The sequence below is a fragment of the Paracoccus contaminans genome, from assembly GCF_002105555.1.
GTDB lineage: Bacteria > Pseudomonadota > Alphaproteobacteria > Rhodobacterales > Rhodobacteraceae > Paracoccus > Paracoccus contaminans.
Genome location: NZ_CP020612.1, coordinates 2,649,099 through 2,665,007, shown reverse-complemented (window position 1 = coordinate 2,665,007; position 15,909 = coordinate 2,649,099). Strand labels below are relative to the sequence as shown.

The following is a 15,909-nucleotide window of genomic DNA, read 5'->3' as shown; positions in this document are numbered from 1 at the left end:
GGTCGAAGTATCTGACAAAGCTGGAGAAAGTTGCCTACACTATCCGCCCGACCAATGCCGTCATGCAACCCCAACGCACCGGAGAAATGCATGAACAAGCCCGATCCCATCCCCGCGCGCTTGGCCGCGCTCAAGACCACGCCGACGCCCGACCTGAAGCAACAGTGGCGCGACCTGTTCGACAGCGAGCCGCCGCCGTTCAACCGGCGCTACCTCGAGTCCCGCCTGGCCTACCGCATCCAGGAACTGGCCTATGGCGGGCTGAAGCCGGAGACGATCCGGCGGCTTGAACGGCTGGGCGAGGAACTGGACGGCGGCGACCGAAAGAAGCGGGGCATCCGCGCCGATCGCGACCGCCCGATCACCGGCACGCGGCTGCTGCGCGAATGGCAGGGCGTCGAGCAGATCGTCACCGTCACCGCCGACGGATTCGAATGGCAGGGGCGGCCCTACAAGTCGCTGTCCGCTATCGCCCGCGCCATCACCGGCACGCGTTGGAACGGGTGGACCTTCTTCGGGCTGAAGAACCACAGGGGGCGGACATGACGAAGCCGCCCGAAAAATCGAAGGTCGTCCGCAAGCTGCGCTGTGCGGTCTACACCCGGAAATCCTCCGAGGAAGGGCTGGAGCAGGACTTCAACTCGCTCCACGCCCAGCGCGAGGCCTGCGAAGCCTATATCGCCAGCCAGCGGTCCGAGGGCTGGGTTCTTGTCCGCGATCAGTATGACGACGGCGGCATCTCTGGCGGCACGCTGGAACGCCCTGGATTGAAGCGGCTGCTGGAGGACATCGAGGACGGTTTGGTCGACGTGGTGGTGGTCTACAAGATCGACCGACTGTCGCGGTCGCTGGCCGACTTCGCCAAGCTGGTCGAGGTGTTCGACAGGAACGGCGTGACGTTCGTCTCGGTCACGCAGTCGTTCAACACGACCACGTCGATGGGGCGGCTGACGCTGAACATCCTGCTCTCGTTCGCCCAGTTTGAGCGCGAGGTGACGGCCGAGCGCATCCGCGACAAGGTCGCCGCGAGCCGAAAGAAGGGCAAGTGGATGGGGGGCGTGCCGCCCCATGGTTATCGGGTGGAAGCCCGGAAGCTGATCACCGACGAGGAGGCGGCCGAACAGGTCCGCTGGATCTTCGCCCGCTTCCTCGAGATCGGGTCCTGCACGGAACTGGCGCGAGAGGTCGGCGCACGCGGCATCCGGACGCCGCGCGGCAACCGGATAGACAAGAAATACATCTATCGGATGCTGAGCAACCGCGCCTACATCGGCGAGGCGGTCCACAAGGGCGACAGCTATCCCGGCGAGCACGACGCCATCATCGATCGCGAGACTTGGGACCGCGTCCACGCCATCTTGCAGGAAAGCCCACGCAAGCGCGCCGCACGGACCCGCGCCGAGACGCCCGCGCTGTTGAAGGGGCTGCTGTTCGGACCCGACGGCGCGGCATTCTCGCCGACGCACACCCGCAAGGGCGACAGGCTGTACCGGTACTATGTCAGCCAAACCGTGCTGAAGCATGGAGCCGGGTCGTGCCCGGTCGGCCGCGTGCCCGCAGGCGAGATCGAGGCCGCCGTCATCGACCAGTTCCGCGCCGTGTTCCGCCAGCCCGAGATTGTGGCGGGGACTTGGAGGGCGGCGCGCGTCCATGCTGACGACATCACCGAGGCCGACGCGCGTGCGGCCCTGCAGCAGCTCGACCCGCTGTGGGACGAACTGTTCCCCGCCGAGCAGGCCCGCATCGTGGCGCTGCTGGTCGAGCGGGTGGACATCGGCACGGATGGGCTCAACGTCCGGCTCCGTATGGATGGGCTCGGCGGCCTCGCGCGCGAGATGCTGGCCGGAGACATGGCAGCGACCGCATGACCCGCGGCACGCCGGTTCCCGAGACCGTGACGCTCCACGTCCCGTTCCGCCTCGTGAAGCGCGGCGGGCGGAAGGAGATGCAACTGCCCGTAGGCACTACGCAGCCACGCCGGACCGACAACACGCTGGTCAAGGCGCTGGCGCGCGCCTTCCGCTGGAAGCGGATGCTGGATTCGGGCGAGTTCACGACCATCGTCGAACTGGCAGAGCGCGAGGGGATCGCGCCCTCATATATGAACCGCATCCTGCGCCTGACACTGCTCGCCCCCGAAACCGTCGAGGCGATCCTGGACGGCAGGCCGGGACCGGAGGTGACGCTCGCGCGCGTGCTGGTTTCGTTTCCGGTGGAGTGGGGAAAGCAGGCGCTGCACTTTGGCTGAACGCCAACTTCATCGCGAGGTTCGCGACGAAATGCTTTCGCAGCCCGCCGCTTACGCCATGAAAACACTTCCTTAAGGAGGTCGTCCGTGGAAGATTGCGAAGGTGCGGTTGCCTCTCTGGAGAAACGCAGCCGCGATGACAGTGATTTGCCGGTTGAGTTTATGGAAAGCCTTCTGCAAGGCCGCCTTCGGAACACTTACCTCGCTGCCTCGAAGGGTATGATCCCCCTGTATGAGGCCGTCGTAAACTCGATCCAGGCGATCGAGGACGATGCTGCCGCAGGTGCGCAGCCGATCCGATCACACAAGATCACGGTGAGAGTGATCCGATCCCTGCAGACCTCGCTCCAACTCGAGGGGAAAGGCGGCGCGCGAGAGAGGATCACGGGGTTCGAGGTCACGGACGATGGCATCGGCTTCACCGAAGACAACTGGAAGTCCTTTCGAACCCTCGACAGTCTGTGGAAAGCTCAGCGCGGCTGCCGCGGCATCGGGCGCTTGATGTGGCTGAAGGCATTCAAGCAAGTGCGGGTCGACTCGGTGTTCGCCGAGGACAGCGAGCTTAAATGCCGACGGTTCCGCTTCGATGTCGCGCACGATGTAAAGCCGGAAGGGAGCGTGGAGGCTGCCTCCGGCCCAAAGCGAACCGTGCTTTGTCTCGAAGGCTTCGAGCCACGCTTCGCCGAGCAGGCGCCGAAGACAGCTCGGGTGATCGCCATTGGATTGCTTGAACATTGCCTCTGGTACTTTGTCCGAGAAGAAGGCGTCCCAGAGGTCGTCGTCGAGGACGGGCCGGATCGCCTCGTTCTGGACGACCTCTACGACGAACACATGCACTCCGCCGCCCACGCCGAACAGGTCGAGATCAAAGGTGAGCCATTCGAGATTATGCACGTCAAGTTCCGCGCTGCCGTCAACAAAACTCACGGGTTAAACTACTGCGCAGCCGGGAGACTCGTGAAAGAAGAGGCTATCCAAGGGAAAATTCCCGGGCTGTCCGGAGCCGTGACGGACGATCGAGGACAGTTCACCTATGCCGCGTACCTCACCAGTCCATTCCTGAACGAACGCGTTGTGGAGCAGCGCATCGGCTTCAACATCGAGGACGAGGTGGACGGCATGTTCGCCGCTACCGACATCTCGTTCCGCGACATCCGAGAAGCGGTGCTACCACGCGTGAAAGAGTTTCTTTCAGATGCGCTTGAGCAGAACATTGCGGCCGGCAAAGAGCGGGTGGCGACGTTCGTCGCGAAGAAGGCGCCCCGATACCGCCCCATCCTCGCGCATATCCCCTCAGACGAACTGGTCGTTGACGCTAACATCTCGGACGCCAACCTGGACGCCTTGCTGCACAAGCACCTGTTCCGAGTGGAGCAGAACCTTCTAAGTGAAGGGCACAAGGTGCTGTCGCCCGGCGACGATGAGACTGAAGAGGCATACGAGAAGCGCCTAGATGACTACTTGCAGAAGGTATCGGACCTGAAGCAGTCCGACCTGGCAAACTATGTCACGCACAGGCGCGTGATCATTGATCTCTTGGCGAAGGCGATCGAACGGGACGCGTCGGGTCGATACGTCCGCGAGGACGTGATCCATGAACTGATTGTGCCGATGCGCGTCACGTCGGATGACCTTGCGTTTCGCCGCCAGAGCCTGTGGCTTCTGGATGAACGGCTCGCGTTTCACGACTTCCTCGCATCAGACAAGCCGATTGCGACCATGCCGATAACCGAGAGCGCTTGCGGCAAGGAGCCAGACATTGCCTCCCTGCGCACGTTCGACAACCCGCTTCTCGTATCGGACAAGGCGACCGGACCAGCCGCATCGCTCACGGTCGTGGAGATCAAGCGGCCGATGCGCAGCGGCTTTAAGGCGGGACAGTCCGAAGAGCACGATCCGATCCTGCAGGCGTTGGACTACCTGAGGCGGCTACGGGAGGGCGCGAAGGCGAAGAACGGCAGACCGATTCCGAATGCCGACAAGATTCCGGGATTCGTCTACGTGGTTGCGGACCTGACCGATCGTCTCAGGGGTTGCTGTGAACTCCACCATCTTAAGATCACGGCCGACGGTATGGGCTACTTCGGCTACCACCCGAGCGCCTTCTACAATGCCTATATTCAAGTGATCTCATTCGACGGGCTGGTGGCGTCGGCTACCGAGCGCAATCGAGCGTTCTTCGACCGCTTGGGACTTCCAAGCGTCTAGCGTTTTCATTCGGAGGGGCCTTGCGTGATAGCTCGGCTTCTTGTCCGTTTCAGTAGTTGATCGTAGTCATTCCCTCGCGACCACAGTGTCATACAACCCATAGTGTGTCAGTCCTTTGTGGCTTTCGATGCCCGTGTACCGCAATGAGGCGTCCTCGTAGCGTCGGAAAGCGAAGACTGCCTGGTTCATCTGCTCGGTATTGAACACTTTGAGGCGCACGAGCAGGTGGAAATCCTTCACCGTCAGTCCCGTAACAGTTAGAAAAAGGTCTGGCTCGAGCTTGGTTATCACGTCTTGCAGTGTGTTTTCGCGGAAATCGGTCAAGTACATGAACGCCGGAATTCGCGTCGCGAACTTAATCAGTTTCTCCTGCACAAGCTTCCGCTTGGACTTGTATTCCTTTTCCTCGGCGGTGAGTTCCTTCTTTTCCTTTTCAGTGAGGCCGCCATTCTTGGCCTTGTTTTTGAGTTCCTTGACCTTCTCGCTCTTGTTGATGATCGTCTCGATGATGTTGTCACCCAGCGAGCGCCACCCCTCAATGCGTTCCACTGCCGCCATCGCCTCCGGATTGTCGAGGACACGACGCAGGGTTTCGTTGTCCACATTCACCAGCATCGCGCTTTCCCATTTGCGCGCGAGCAGCGTCGCCGAGGTTCCAGCCATCGCGATGTCGAGGATGCCACCCGCATCGATCTGCGTCATGTTCGCGCCGTCATAGGCGAGGACCGGCAGAAACGACACGAGGTCCTTAACGGCGTTCTCGGGGTTGGGCTCATTCGGGGCCAGGCCGATTCCGTACTCGGACAGCTGACGAAGCGCCCTCGTCGGCGCGAAGTCGAACACGAAGCAGATCGGCTTTAGAATCTCCTCCTCGTTGGGATTGTCGCCATTCGGGTTCTTGATGGACCACGGAGACTGAACGCGAAACGCCGCCTGAAAGTAGGTCTCGGGCGATTTCAGGTTGCGGAGCATAATGATCGACGACCACTGCGGCACGGTCACGCCGGTCGTCAGCTTGCCGCAGGATAGCGTGATCGTCTTTGTGTCGAAGCCGCTCCCGATCGCTTTGCGTACTGGCGGCAGCGCATCCAAACCGATCCCCGCCGACGCACCGGCAGAGACAACAACGTCGTAGTCGTGCCAGAAGGTGTTGTGCTTCTCGGCCAGCAGGTTGGCCATCGCGTGGCATGCCGCCACGTTGGGCAGAAACCAGAACGAGTGCTGTAGGTATGGCAGCAAGCGCACATCCGAGTACGGGAACGGCGGCCGCGTGCCTGTCTTGAGGCTCTCGACAGCCCGTGGCCCATACTGGCCCCGAATGATGTCGAGCCATTTCTGCACGTCGCTCTTGTGCTTGAACGGGGCCCCCGGCCCGATGCCGGTCGCGGAGAAGAACTCGTTGAGATCAAATTCGTCAAACTCCCCGGCGCTCGCGATTGCCAGGAGCTCATCGGGCATCTGATACGTCAGGAGCCGCATCTGTGGCAGTGCGCCGTAGGGATTCCACTTGTCAGGATGCTTGGCGGCGAATTCCGCCTTTGCGCGTTGCTCGTCAGTGTAGGTCCAGTTGAAGATCTGTTCCTCGATGAACTCGCCGGTCGCGAGCGCCTTGAACGGCGTTCCGGACAGATAGACGTAGGCCCGTGTCGTGATCGGCAGGAACTCGGTCTCGTCGTTGGACAGGACGTTGAGGTCCTCGTTCACGCTATCTAGGCTGGGGTCATATTCCAGCTTGGCCTCCTTCTTGGCGACCGCCTCTTCCTCGCCCTCGAACAGTTCTTTCGCGGTCTCCCGCCAAGCCCCGAAATGGTACTCGTCGAACACGACGAGGTCCCAGTTCACCTGGTGCAGCCACTCGTTCTTCGCCTTGATGTTCCCTGCGGCGTCGCGGCCCAGCAAGTCCTGGAACGAGCCGAAGTAGACGACGGGCTTGGAGCGGTCGATCTGGGTCGGGTCGCCGCCGGAGTTTTTCGACAGATACTGCCAGCCGTCAAAATCGACGTGGCTCTCCAGATCAGTCTGCCACGCATCCTCGACCGCTGGCTTAAAGGTCACCACCAGAACCCGCTTGGCGCCGAGTTTCTTCGCCAGCTGGTAGGTCGTGAAAGTCTTGCCGAAGCGCATCTTGGCGTTCCAGAGGAACCGCGGCACCGCATGCATGTCCTCCGCCCAGCGGGACATGAAATAGCCGTGCGTCACGTCCACCGCCTCGGCCTGCTCCCGGCGCATCGGGAACGTCAGGTGATGGTTGCCGCTGAATTTCTTGCCTGTCCGCAGCTCGTTCAGGACAGTCTGCACGTCGCTCAGCCTGCACTGCATCCACTCCAGTTCGCTGTTGGCGAAACCCTTCTTGGCGAGGGCCGCGCGCACCTCATGGTCGGTGAAGACAGTGTTGTCGTCCCGCTCGGCGGGCTCGTCCAGTTCGATGCGGTAGTTCTTGATGGCGGCTGTCTTCAGCTGCTCGGCCACGCGCCGCTTCACGTCGCGCGTCGTCTGCCCGATCTTGAGAAGGCCTGCGTGCGCGTCGTCCGCGATGGAATAGGCGTAGATGCGGGGGCGGGCTTCGGGCTTCGGCGCGAGAATTTCGTCGATGGTCGGCTTATGCATCGTTGCCGTCGTCTACCGACACATCGCCCAAGAGATCGCTTGCGATCTCCATCGGACGAACGATCTTTTCCACGAAGGCAATCTCGTCTTCGGAAAGTCCGTAGCGGTCATACAGCGCTTTGTCGGTCCACGTCCGGGTCCAATCTTGGACGGGCACAAAAGAATAGACGTGACGGGTCACATGCTGAGAGGACTTGTGTAGCAGGATGAGAAAGCGCGTCAGGCGGCATGAAAGGTAGGAAAGTGCGCTCTCAGATTGTTCCTTACTGTTAAACGGACCAATGCAAAGGTAGGTTTCGGAAGAGATCGATCCTGGTTTCCCTATAAATGGCGTGCTGATGATCCGGTGCGGATAGGTGTCTCTATTTCCGGTTCCGGGTGCCGCATAGCCCACGAAGAGCTTCCACGCGTCAATTAGACCAAGACCTGTCGTAATTGCGCGTCGCGGCGTGTAGCCGATGCCGCCGTTCTGGTGGACCATTAAGTCATCGGCAGATCGCTTCTTCCCATTGCCTTTAAACTTTGTTTCGAGCCCAAATGGCTTTCGAGAACTAACGAGCCGTCCAAAGCGCTGTGCTTCAGGCAGCGATAAGACATTTTCTTGCCCGGTTTCGCGCGAAAGAACTTTGCGGAGGATAGACACACCTTCATTATAGCGAATGAAGATGTCAGCACCCTCTTCAAGAAGCGGCCTCGTCGCTTCCGAAACCGGCCAGTCCTTGAAATGCGTGGCGACTCGGCAGGGACCGCGATTTTCTTTGTCCCATAGGAAATAACAGACCCCCCCCTTCAGACCTACGCCAGGGAACACGTCCGCAGCGCTGAGGTAATCGTCAATCGAGCGCAGGCGGTCGTCCGTGAGCATCGCCTCGCGAAAGTCGTCGAGACCTTTTCCTCCAGAAAACCAGCGGGATGGGATGACCATGGTCAGGTAGCGTGGTTCGAGGTTCTTCGCCTGCTCGACGAACTTCTGGTAAATCGGGGCGGCGCTGGTTCCGTGCCCACCGTCGTCCAGCTGATACGGTGGATTTCCGATGATCACGTCGAAGTGCATGTCGCCTCCAAATAGCTCGGCAACCCGAGTCTTGATGTCGTCAGTATGAATGAATGCATAGGCGTGAGTCTCGAGCCCCTCGCCACGGTCGAGTGACGCCTGACTGGCCCCGCAGAATTTGCACTTGCCGTCCGCCCAAGCGTGTTCTGTGCGCTTGAACCAGATATTGCCCGCGTCACTGTTGAAGCGCCTAGTCACGGCATGCGCGCCGTTGGCATGCTTCGAGCAATAGACGCTGCGTCGCGCAAGCATGGCGGTCAGTTGGGTAATGCCGATGCCGAACACCTGCTGCGACAGGATGTGATCAACGCGCTCCTGAAGGTCCGGGATCTCTTCGGACAGCCCCGCTGTGAGGCGGACGGTGATTTCGCGAAGGAATACGCCAGACTTGGTGAAGGGGTCCAGGAACTTCACATTCCGGTGGGCCCAGATGTTCGCCCCATCGTGTCCTGCTGCCCAGGCCTCCGCGAGAGTGTCAAGCATCCGGTTCGCAAATTCTGGCGGCGTGAAGACCTCGTCATTCGACAGGTTCGCGATGCACGTCAGCACATCGGGATTGCGCCCGCGAAGGGCAAAGCCAGCCTGTATGCTCATGCAGCCTCCATCGGCGTGCCACCGGAGCCAGCGGCGAGGTCGCGGACCGTCATCGGCGGGTAGGTCCTGATCGGGGTGAAGAGCTCATGCTTGCCGAGATGCGCGAACAGCGATCCTTCCGCGCTGAACCTCGATGAGCCAGTGAGGACGTCTAGGCGGAAGTCTCGCCGCTGGAACTTGCCCCTGCCGATATAACCCCATTCGGCGAATGTGATCGGCTCGCTATCATGCCTTCGCATCGTAACCGCGTCACCATGGAGGAGATTGCACGACAGCACGAACGATGCGGCGCGATACAGGTCGTCCGATTTGTCGAGACCGAGATAGTCCGAAAATATCTCGATCAGGTTCGCCCGGCACTCGGCGATGTTGTCTTCGAGCAGTTCAATGCCGTAAATGCACATAAGGCCGAGAAGGGAGTAATGCGTCTTCTCGAATTGGGATTTTCCAAACTTGGTTTCGACGGCAGCAAGTTTTCTCTGCAGAACGCGAATCAAAAAATTGCCGCTGCCGCAGGCGGGTTCCAGAAAACGCGAGTCAATTCTGTCCGTCTCGTCTTTGACGAGGTCGAGCATCGCGTCGACCAGCCATGGCGGCGTGAACACTTCGCCATGGTCGGCAACTCGTTTCTTTGATCTTATCAGGCTCATGTTCTAGTAATGGCAGCTTGGCTCGACCCGGTAAACACGAGATGAGCGCGTCGCGGTATGGTTGCGGCCTATGCGGTCGAGCAGCGCGCAGATCGGAGGCAGGGTCGAGATACTCCCCCGCATCGTTGTGTCCCAGACCCGGTAGGTTGCCAAGCGCTACTCACCGCGTCCACGTCAGGAGGCTTTGCCCTAGTTCGCCCACGCCGGACGTCGCGGCGAGGGCGGACTGCTTTGCCTCCTGACGACTTTGGCTTCCTTTGCTCCGATCCTAAGTTCGATTTCTGTTCCATCTCGCGAACGCCACCGGCATCGAAGTGCACAGCCAGTGCGCCAAAAAAGGCTAGCTACGCCAAATATTTACAGGAAATGCACCAAAACGGAGCAGTCCTCAGGTTCGGAGAATATCGGCCCGGAGAGACCGCTTGCTGGCCACTTGTCAGCAGGCGCGGTGCTCAGCCCCGCCCGCATAACCCTCGAAAACAACGAGAAAATCCGGCCGCAGCGGGATGGGGAGAACGCTTTCGCGAGGGCAAGTGGCGGAGGGGATGGGTCTGACGTCGAACCTTCTCTGCCCTTTAACACGTTGATTCATTAGTGCGAATTCCAGGCGATCTCCTTCAGATTGTGCTTTGACGTCGATGGGCCCCGCTTCCACAACGAATGACGCGCAAGCGCGAGAGTTCCCCGGCTTCGACCTCCTTCCCCTCGCGGGACGGTGGCGTTACGGCTCTCGGGCGAGGTCTTGAAGTAGCGGAAGGGCGATCGCTGAGTCATGGCGACCGGCTACGGGGCTAGTTGCACCCGTGGCAACCGGGTTCCTTTTACAGGTCCGCAGGCAGCCTTCCGCCGATTTGTGCGTCTTCGGCTCTTGTCGGCTGACCGGAAGGACGTGGGTGGTTGCGAGGCGAGCGCCTCCCAACTAAGCGGACACGCGGACGGCGGGCAAGGCCGCGTCAACGTGGGACGACGACATTTGACCCTTCGACCAATCCGAGGACTACGCACGCTTGTGGGTTGCGTCCTTCCGGAGCGAAGATTGTTCATCCGGTCCGGCGACCATGTCCGGTTCGTTCGCCTGAGCCCCGGAAGGCAGGCCCTCGCCTGGGCTGGTGGAGCGTTTCTGGTGGCGTGGTGCCTGACGGTCACGTCAGTCCTGATCATGAACTCCATCGACTTCCTAACCATGCGCGAGCAGGCCAAGCGAGAGCAGGCGCTCTTTGAGGACCGCGCTCTCGCACTCGGCGGGGAGCGCGACCAGCAGGCGATGGAAGCACTCGCGGCCCAAGAGCGGTTTGCAGCCGCCACGGTGCAGATGTCGTCGATGCAGAGCGACCTGCTTGCGCTCGAGACCCGCCGCCGCGAGATGGAGAGCGAGTTGCAGGCGGCCCAGGCCACTCTGCGCCGTACGATGGACGCGCGCGCTGCCGCAGTGTCTGCGTCGCAGGACCCGAGATCTGAGGAACTCGCCGCCACACTCGACCTACTGACCCTCGCCCTGACCGAAACGGTGGTCGAGCGTGATCAGGCCGCCACCAAGGCCAAGGAGGCCGTTCTTCTTGCCGGCGAGCTGGAGTTCGATCTGCGGCTGAGAAAATCCGAGAGTAATCGAATCCTGCTGCAGATCGAGGAGGCTCTGATCGCCTCGGTGGAGCCGCTCGACGAGGTGCTCCGTGAGGCCGGACTGGACTCTGAGGCGGTACTCGCATCCGCTGGCGATGGTCACTCAGCCCCGAAGGAAGCCTTGGTTCCCCTTGCGGTCTCCACGAGGGGAATAGCCTCGCTGGATGACGAGACCGTGCGCGCGAACCGCATTCTCGAGCGGCTCGACGAGCTCAGCCACTATCGCTTGGCCCTTGAATCGCTGCCGCTCGCCATGCCGGTCCAGGACGCCTTCCGGTACACCTCGCCCTTTGGCCGGCGCTGGGGGCAAATGCACAAAGGGGTCGACATGGCAGGGCCTGTCGGCACCCCCGTCTACGCCACGGCCGACGGGGTCGTCACCTTCGCCGGCTGGCAGAACGGCTACGGGCGGATCATCATCGTTCGCCACCCCTTCGGTCTGGAGACCCGCTACCCGCACCTCAACGCCATCCGCGTCGAGGTGGGCCAGGAAGTTGCGCGCGGCGAGCGGGTCGGCGACATGGGTAACTCGGGCCGCTCCACGGGATCCCACCTCCACTACGAGGTGCGCGTGAACGGTGAAGCGGTCGATCCGATGGGCTACATTCGCGCCGGCCGGGACCTCCTCTGAGCGCGCCCGCGCGCGCCGGTAGCCGGGCTCTTGCTACGTCAGTGAGGCGAAGGGGCGTCGAACTGCACGTAGAGGTGCTCGACGATCTCGAACTGAAGGTCATGGAACTTGCTTGGGCCCGGTTCGCGGCATGACGCGGGAACTGCACTGCCTGCAGTACGGCGAGCCCGAAATCCAGTACGAGATTGTCCGCCGCCCGAGGAAGACACTGGAGATCGCTGGTGAGCCTGCTGCGACAACGTCGATCCGATCATGACCGAAGGTCATGCGCTCGTCCGCCGGCCGCCGTGCGATCTTGCGCGCGCGAAGGCGCTGAGGGCGAGGCTGCCTGAGAGGATTCGGCAGACAATCTGGGCGCCGGTCAAGCGCGTTGGCCCAGATAAGCAATGGTGACCCGCCGGTCGCGGGACGCGGGGCTGATATGGGCGTGGCCGTGATCGTGAGGCATCGTCTTCTCTCTCAGGTCTCGGCGTCACCTTGATGGACCGCCTTGTGGTGCTCGCCATGCGCGTCGCGCAGGATTCCGATGCCGCCCCAAGCGGCGACGCCGGCGACGGCGATACCGACCACCAGATCGGGCCAATTGCTGCCCAGCCACCAGACGAGACCGCCTGCGACGAGAATTCCGCCGTTTGAAATGAAGTCGTTGATACTGAAGGTGTTGGCCGCTCTGACATTCACGTCCGGATCCTCGAGTCGACCAAGAAGCCGGATGCAGACGCCATTCACGACCGCGGCAATGAGCGCCATGGAAATCATGAGCGGGCCGAGCGGCTCGGAACCGGTGTAGTAGCGACGAACAGCATCGATCAGGATGCCAACCGCCAGAATCAGCAGCAGGCCCCCCGACAAGTTCGCGGCCCAACGCTTCCATTTGTCCGAACGAGACAGCGCGAAAAGGCTGATGGCGTAGACGAAGCTGTCGGAGGTGTTGTCCAGACCGTTGGCGATCAGCGCACTGGAGTCGCCCAGTGCGCCGGTCGCGAAGAAGCCGAACGCAATGGCAACATTCAGCAGCAGAACCGTCCAGAGCGTACGGCGCTGACGTTCATCCGGATCCTTTGACAGTTTTCTGGACATCAGGTTCGCCTCCGTTCGTACTGGCCGGCGGATCAAGGCGGCTCCATCCACCCTGCAGGCGCAAACCACTCGATCCTCGCCGGAAAAGGGTAGCCCTTTGCCCAAGAATCGGTCGAGAGACAGTTTTGGTTCCTCTGGTCCCCAGAAGTTCGAGGGCGGCGCGTGGATTTATGCCCAGCGCTGCGCGGGCCGGGCGGGTTCACGGCAGCGCCCGCAAGGCAGACGCGGCCGCCTGTCACGTCCGGGCGATCGGGTCGCTCGGCCAGCCACGTCCAGAGGATCGACGCCACGATGCAGACGCTTCGGAGTCGATCTGCGCCAGGAACCGGCCGAAGGCGATCAGGCTCGCCACGCCCGGCCCGAGCGAAGCCGCGGAGGCGCCGAGGCGCCACAATGGCGAAACAGCCCGCGATCTCGCGCCAAAGCCGCGGCGGCATAGATCGTCAAGGTCGGCAGCGCCGTCATTCAGCCGCCGCCGTCGGCACGTCGTGGTCATGTGCGCAGTGGGAATGGTCGCTCAGCGACTCGATTACGCGGCAGTCGGCGATGGTCCCTTGTGCGCATTGCCGGATCATCCGCTCCAGCTCGGCTTCCAGCGCCGTCAGCTGCGCGATCCGGGCCTTCACCGCAGCGAGTTGCTCCTTCGCGATGATGTCGGCGGCTGCGCAGGATTGGTCGGGCTGGTCGGAGAGGCTCAGAAGGTCGCGGATGGCGTCCAGCGGAAACCCGAGTTCGCGCGCGTGGCGAATGAAAGCCAGCCGATCCTGTGCGGACTTTCCGTATAGACGCTGGTTGCCGGCGCTGCGCTCCGGCTCGGGCAGGAGGCCGATCTGCTCGTAGTAGCGGATGGTCGGCACCTTCACCCCGGCCGCCTCACCCAGTTTTCCGATGGTGAGCATCAGATTCCCTCTTGAAGCTACAGTAGCTAGAGACATTAAGTTCCCGATTCGATGAAGGCAACTGCCCGATCGGGGCGAAGGAAAGACGATGACGGGAACCGACGTGGAAACAGCGACGGCCTGCGACTGGACCGTTTCGGGCATGGATTGCGGCTCCTGCGCGACCAAGATCAAGGATGCGGTCGGGCGCCTCCCCGGCGTCAGCGGCGTGGAGGTCGGCATCATGTCCGAGCGTCTGCGCCTGACCCTGGACGAGGCGCAGACCGGCCGCGACAAGGTTGAAAAGACGGTCCGGGCCCTTGGATACGGCATCGCACCACGCGCCGCGGCGGCCAAGAACGAGTTTGTGATGCCCGGCGGCCCGAAGGCCGGCACGGCCGCGACACGAGACGAAAGCGGCCACGGCAGCCCCAGCCATGTCCATGACGACCCGGCAGACCGCGGCAAGCGCTGGTATCAGACGGGCAAGGGCAAGCTCGTCATCTTTACCGCTCTCCTACTGGCGGTGGCCTGGGGCATAGAGTTGCTGGCGCCTCAGTTCGGCAAGTGGGCCTTTGTCGCCGCCTGCCTGATCGGCGTGGCACCGGTGGCGCAACGCGCCTTTGCCGCCCTGCGGCTGGGCCAACCGTTCACCATCGAAAGCCTGATGACCGTGGCTGCCATCGGCGCCCTTTTCATCGACGCGGCCGAGGAGGCGGCACTGGTCGTGTTCCTGTTCGCGGTCGGCGAGGTTCTGGAAGGTGTCGCGGCGGGCAAGGCCCGGGACGGCATTCGGGCTCTGGCCAATCTGGTGCCGAAGACCGCATTTCTTGAACTGAATGGCGTCACGAAAGAGGTTCCGGCCGCCAGCCTGCGGGTCGGGCAGTTCGTGCTCGTCCGCCCCGGCGACCGCGTCCCGGCGGATGGCGAGATCGCCAAGGGCACATCCGGCATCGACGAAAGCCCGATCACCGGCGAGAGCATGCCGAAAACGCGGGGGCCGGGCGATCCGGTCTTTGCCGGGTCGATCAACACCGAGGCCGTGCTGCGCGTAATGGTCACGAAGGCGGCCGAGGACAACACCATCGCCCGCATCATCCGTCTGGTCGAAGAAGCCGAGGAGGCCCGCGCGCCGACCGAACGCTTCATCGACCGCTTCAGCCGCTGGTACATGCCCGCCATCGTCACCGTGGCGGCGCTGGTCGTGCTGGTGCCGCCGCTGGCCTTCGCTCAGCCTTGGGATACCTGGATTTATCGTGGCCTTGCGCTTCTGCTGATCGGCTGCCCCTGCGCGCTGGTCATCTCGGTTCCGGCCTCAATCGCCTCGGCGCTATCCACCGGCGCGCGGCGCGGCTTGCTGATGAAGGGTGGCGCGGTGATCGAGGCGGCCTCGAAGGTCAGCCGCATCGCCTTCGACAAGACCGGCACCCTGACCCACGGGCGGCCGATGGTTACCGATATCGTGACCTTCGGCGCCACCACCGAGGCCGAGCTTCTGGCCGTGGCGGCGGGCGTCGAGACCGGATCCAGCCATCCGCTGGCCATCGCCATCCTGAACAAGGCCACGGAAGCGGGCGTTGCAGCCCTGCCGTCGCGCGATGCCAGGGCGCTGATGGGCAAGGGCGTGATCGCGACAGTCGGGGACGCAGCGGCCTGGGTGACCTCCCCCCGCCATGCGATGGAGAACGGCGGCCTCGACGATCCTGGCCTGCGCCAGGCCACCGTCTTCGAAGAAGAGGGCAAGACCGCCGTTGCGGTGTTCCGTGAAAAGACCCCGCTCGGCCTGATCGCCATGCGCGACGAACCCCGCAAGGACGCGGCCGAGGCGGTCCGGCAGCTCAAGGACATGGGTGTCGCCCCGGTCATCCTGACCGGAGACAATCCGCGCACGGCCGCTGCCATTGCCGGGGGCCTCGGCATGGAGTTCCAGGCCGACATGATGCCCGAGGACAAGCTCACGGCGATCCGCGACATGAGCGAGCACGGTGGCGTGATGATGATCGGCGACGGGATCAACGACGCCCCCGCGCTGAAACAGGCGGATGTCGGCGTGGCTATGGGGTCAGGAACCGACGTGGCCTTGGAAACCGCCGATGCGGCGATCCTTCGCGACCGGGTGATCGATATCCCGGCGATGATCCGGCTCGCCCGTGCGGCAATGGCCAACGTCCGGCAGAACGTGGCGATCGCGCTCGGCCTCAAGGCGGTGTTTCTGGTGACGACCATCCTCGGGATTACCGGGCTCTGGATTGCCATCCTCGCCGATACCGGCGCAACGGTGCTGGTCACGCTCAATGCGCTGCGGCTTCTCGCTTTCAAGCCCGAACGCGAGGCATGAC

At 62.5% G+C, this 15,909-nt stretch carries 11 protein-coding genes and 1 pseudogene; 6 read left to right on the top strand and 6 right to left on the bottom strand.

The genetic code is table 11. The annotated features are described in order from the left end of the window. The first annotated feature begins 90 nt into the window (after nucleotides 1–90). The 4 genes from B0A89_RS12695 (at nucleotide 91) to B0A89_RS12680 (ending at nucleotide 4,456) form a co-directional block, all read left to right on the top strand. Nucleotides 91–546 carry a DUF2924 domain-containing protein gene (locus tag B0A89_RS12695; RefSeq protein WP_085378412.1) on the top strand — a complete coding sequence of 152 codons (456 nt, stop codon included), beginning with the start codon at nucleotides 91–93 and terminating at the stop codon, nucleotides 544–546. Beyond that, nucleotides 543–1,868, top strand: a complete 1,326-nt coding sequence (locus tag B0A89_RS12690) for a recombinase family protein (protein WP_085378411.1) — start codon at nucleotides 543–545, stop codon at nucleotides 1,866–1,868. Before B0A89_RS12695 ends, B0A89_RS12690 begins: the two co-directional genes overlap by 4 nt. A 77-nt stretch (nucleotides 1,869–1,945) precedes the next feature. After that, nucleotides 1,946–2,248, top strand: a complete 303-nt coding sequence (locus tag B0A89_RS12685) for a hypothetical protein (RefSeq protein ID WP_476704021.1) — start codon at nucleotides 1,946–1,948, stop codon at nucleotides 2,246–2,248. An 87-nt stretch (nucleotides 2,249–2,335) separates the two neighbouring features. Continuing rightward, nucleotides 2,336–4,456, top strand: a complete 2,121-nt coding sequence (locus B0A89_RS12680; protein WP_205949749.1) for a hypothetical protein — start codon at nucleotides 2,336–2,338, stop codon at nucleotides 4,454–4,456. A 66-nt stretch (nucleotides 4,457–4,522) separates the two neighbouring features. Here the strand turns inward: B0A89_RS12680 and B0A89_RS12675 are convergent, their stop codons facing one another. The 3 genes from B0A89_RS12675 to B0A89_RS12665 are packed head-to-tail and all read right to left on the bottom strand — an operon-like array spanning nucleotide 4,523 to nucleotide 9,361. Further along, complete coding sequence (locus tag B0A89_RS12675) at nucleotides 4,523–7,063, bottom strand: DEAD/DEAH box helicase family protein (protein WP_085378409.1); 2,541 nt, start codon at nucleotides 7,061–7,063, stop codon at nucleotides 4,523–4,525. Next, nucleotides 7,056–8,711: an Eco57I restriction-modification methylase domain-containing protein gene (locus B0A89_RS12670; RefSeq protein ID WP_085378408.1), complete on the bottom strand. Its 1,656-nt coding sequence runs from the start codon at nucleotides 8,709–8,711 to the stop codon at nucleotides 7,056–7,058. The genes B0A89_RS12675 and B0A89_RS12670 overlap by 8 nt, the downstream gene beginning before the upstream one ends. Beyond that, nucleotides 8,708–9,361: a DNA methyltransferase gene (locus B0A89_RS12665; RefSeq protein ID WP_085378407.1), complete on the bottom strand. Its 654-nt coding sequence runs from the start codon at nucleotides 9,359–9,361 to the stop codon at nucleotides 8,708–8,710. Before B0A89_RS12665 ends, B0A89_RS12670 begins: the two co-directional genes overlap by 4 nt. A 958-nt stretch (nucleotides 9,362–10,319) precedes the next feature. Between B0A89_RS12665 and B0A89_RS12660 the strand changes: the two genes are divergently transcribed. Then, nucleotides 10,320–11,612 carry a DUF5930 domain-containing protein gene (locus tag B0A89_RS12660; RefSeq protein ID WP_394321052.1) on the top strand — a complete coding sequence of 431 codons (1,293 nt, stop codon included), beginning with the start codon at nucleotides 10,320–10,322 and terminating at the stop codon, nucleotides 11,610–11,612. Nucleotides 11,613–11,840: 228 nt separating this feature from the next. On the opposite strand, the pseudogene B0A89_RS15225 reads toward B0A89_RS12660, so the two are convergent. From B0A89_RS15225 to B0A89_RS12640, 3 genes and pseudogenes are all read right to left on the bottom strand, one after another. Further along, nucleotides 11,841–12,060, bottom strand: a pseudogene (locus tag B0A89_RS15225) (cation diffusion facilitator family transporter); the annotation flags it as partial. An 11-nt stretch (nucleotides 12,061–12,071) separates the two neighbouring features. Beyond that, nucleotides 12,072–12,692 carry a cation efflux transmembrane domain-containing protein gene (locus tag B0A89_RS12650; RefSeq protein ID WP_052042060.1) on the bottom strand — a complete coding sequence of 207 codons (621 nt, stop codon included), beginning with the start codon at nucleotides 12,690–12,692 and terminating at the stop codon, nucleotides 12,072–12,074. A gap of 461 nt (nucleotides 12,693–13,153) precedes the next feature. Next, nucleotides 13,154–13,591: a MerR family transcriptional regulator gene (locus B0A89_RS12640; RefSeq protein WP_036700253.1), complete on the bottom strand. Its 438-nt coding sequence runs from the start codon at nucleotides 13,589–13,591 to the stop codon at nucleotides 13,154–13,156. 88 nt (nucleotides 13,592–13,679) lie between these two features. Here B0A89_RS12640 and B0A89_RS12635 point away from each other — a divergent pair, with 88 nt between their 5' ends. Next, entirely contained in the window at nucleotides 13,680–15,908 is a 2,229-nt protein-coding gene (locus B0A89_RS12635; RefSeq protein ID WP_085378406.1) for a heavy metal translocating P-type ATPase, read from the top strand. Nucleotide 15,909: the final 1 nt, after the last annotated feature.

Excerpts from the sequence above, each read along its gene's own strand:
- B0A89_RS12695 (WP_085378412.1), top strand. The coding sequence starts at position 91 with ATGAACAAGCCCGATCCCATCCCCGCGCGCTTGGCCGCGCTCAAGACC.
- B0A89_RS12690 (WP_085378411.1), top strand. The coding sequence starts at position 543 with ATGACGAAGCCGCCCGAAAAATCGAAGGTCGTCCGCAAGCTGCGCTGT.
- B0A89_RS12665 (WP_085378407.1), bottom strand. The coding sequence starts at position 9,361 with ATGAGCCTGATAAGATCAAAGAAACGAGTTGCCGACCATGGCGAAGTG.
- B0A89_RS12640 (WP_036700253.1), bottom strand. The coding sequence starts at position 13,591 with ATGCTCACCATCGGAAAACTGGGTGAGGCGGCCGGGGTGAAGGTGCCG.
- B0A89_RS12635 (WP_085378406.1), top strand. The coding sequence starts at position 13,680 with ATGACGGGAACCGACGTGGAAACAGCGACGGCCTGCGACTGGACCGTT.
- B0A89_RS12670 (WP_085378408.1), bottom strand. The coding sequence starts at position 8,711 with ATGAGCATACAGGCTGGCTTTGCCCTTCGCGGGCGCAATCCCGATGTG.
- B0A89_RS12650 (WP_052042060.1), bottom strand. The coding sequence starts at position 12,692 with ATGTCCAGAAAACTGTCAAAGGATCCGGATGAACGTCAGCGCCGTACG.
- B0A89_RS12685 (WP_476704021.1), top strand. The coding sequence starts at position 1,946 with ATGCAACTGCCCGTAGGCACTACGCAGCCACGCCGGACCGACAACACG.
- B0A89_RS12675 (WP_085378409.1), bottom strand. The coding sequence starts at position 7,063 with ATGCATAAGCCGACCATCGACGAAATTCTCGCGCCGAAGCCCGAAGCC.